Annotated in this window: 1 protein-coding gene; it reads right to left on the bottom strand. The window is 63.5% G+C overall.

Annotated features, from left to right (window positions below):
* A partial coding sequence (locus tag BST14_RS27940) for a non-ribosomal peptide synthetase (RefSeq protein WP_142279667.1) occupies nt 1-2,265 on the bottom strand: 2,265 nt, incomplete at both ends.

The raw sequence follows: 2,265 nt of genomic DNA on the forward strand, positions 1-2,265 counted from the left end.
CCCGCTGCGATACATCCGCTGTCCGGACCCCCCGAACGGACACGCCACAAACCGCGACCCGGTCAACGCAGCCCGGCGCCAATAGCCGACCCCGACCCCTGCACCGGCCAGATACAACTCGCCAACCACCCCAGCCGGCACCGGACGCAACCACTCGTCGAGCACAAAAAACGCCGCCCTCGTCACCGGCGAGCCGATCGGCGGGAACCCCGATCCCCCGGTCAGCGGCGCACTCTTGCACGCCCACATCGTGGTTTCGGTCGGGCCGTAGACATTGACCATTGCCCGCCCCGGGGCCCACCGGTCCACCAAATCCGGTGGGCACGGCTCGGCGCCGATCACCAAGTCCGCTGACTCCAGCCCTTCCGGCGAGAGCACGCTCACCGCAGACGGAGTCTGAGTCAGCACGGTGACGCCTTCGCTGACCAACAATGCGTGGAACTCCTGCGGTGACCGGGATACCGACTCGGGTACCACCACCAGCCGCCCGCCGTGCAACAACGCGCCCCAGATCTCCCAGACCGAAAAGTCAAAGGCGTAGGAGTGGAACTGCGTCCAGACTTGTCCCGGCACCAACTTCACGCCGATCTGCAGCGAGTCAAACAGCTGGGCGACGTTGTTGTGCGTGACGGCCACCCCTTTGGGCACACCGGTGGTGCCGGAGGTGTAGATGATGTGGGCCAGGTCGTCAGGGGCCGGCACCGAGACTGCTGTACTGGGTTGCGCTTCCACAGCCTCGTCGTTGACATCGATGACGACCAGGTCAAACCCATCGAGCCGCTCGGCCAGATCGGTGGTGCTGATTGCGGCCATCGGCGCAGCGTCGGCGAGCATGAACTCGATCCGGGCCGCCGGCAGCGCCGGGTCGATCGGCAGATAGGCCGCCCCGGTCTTCAGCACCGCCAAGATCGCCACGATCGCCTCGGCCGACCGCGAAAATAGCAGCGCCACAGACGCATTCGGACCCACCCCGTGACCAATCAACAGGTGCGCCAACCGGTTGGCCGCGCCATCGAGTTCCCGGTAGGTCAGTGATCGACCCTCACATACCAGCGCCACCGCCTCCGGGGTGCGGGCTACCTGTGCGGCGAACAATTCCGGGATCGACACCGGCTGCGGTGCGGGCTGGGTCAACACCGACCGATTACCCCACCCATCCAGCCGGGCGTACTCACCGGCATCCAGCACGTCGATTGACGACAGCAACCGGGAGGGGTCGGCAGTCATCGCCACCAACAACCGCTCCAATCGTCGCGCTAGATCCGCGGGGTCAAAATTCGAAAACGGCTGTCCGGCACCCGCCGTGCTGAAAAGCTGCTCGTCACCGACCCCATAGAACAACAGCCCAAAGTGACCGATCGGGCCGAAAGTGGTATAGGTCGCTGTTGCCGGAACACCAGCGAGATCGAGGGTCAATCTGGCCGGCACGAAATTCAGAACTACCCGATTTGCCGCTCGCCCGAGACCGCGAACATCACCGTCACCGTCAAGAAGGTGCACCGGGAACCGCTGATGTCTCAACGCTTCTCGTACTCGCGTGTCGACGTGCTTGCAGAATTCGCTCACTAACGAATCCGGCGACGCCGTCAAGACCAGCGGTACCACCCCGGCCACCATCCCGGGAAGCAGCTTTGACGCCGGACGCATTCGCCGGCTGACCGGGAAGTTGAGCACCACCTCCGAACCGTCGGCGTCGAATCCACCCACCAGGAGCGCGCAGGCGGCGGTGATGACCGATGATCGGCGGATGCCCAACCTCTTGGCCAGTTCTTTGATTCGGCCGATGACGAACGGGTCCAATTGAACTGGGTCAGACGGCCAATGCGAATCCTGATCGCTCACGGTTGGGGGCAACCGGTGATCCGCTCCGGTTTTCTGGGGAAGGTTCTCGCGCCAGTAGGCCTGATCTTCCAGATAATCCGTGGACGCTTCGTACTCTGACTCGCTGCTGACCAGGTCCTGCAGCGAGCCAAAGAACGCTGGCGAAACGGGCGTGTGAGAAACGATTGCGGAGTAGATGGCTGCGATCCGACGGCCTACGAGGCCAATGCCGGTTCCGTCCACAATAATGTGGTGGCTGCAGACGAACCAGTAATATTCGTCGGGCCGGGTCTTAAATAACGCGAATTTGAACAGCGGGCCGGTGAACGGCATCGGAGTGCGTTGGATCGAGGCCGCTCTGTCATGCGCTTCCTGCACGGCATCGTCCGAGCCGCTCAGGTCATAAAAGGCCAGCTCGACATCCGGGTAGTCGATCGCCCGTTG

It is taken from the genome of Mycobacterium arosiense ATCC BAA-1401 = DSM 45069 (genome assembly GCF_002086125.1).
GTDB classification, from domain to species: Bacteria; Actinomycetota; Actinomycetes; order Mycobacteriales; family Mycobacteriaceae; genus Mycobacterium; species Mycobacterium arosiense.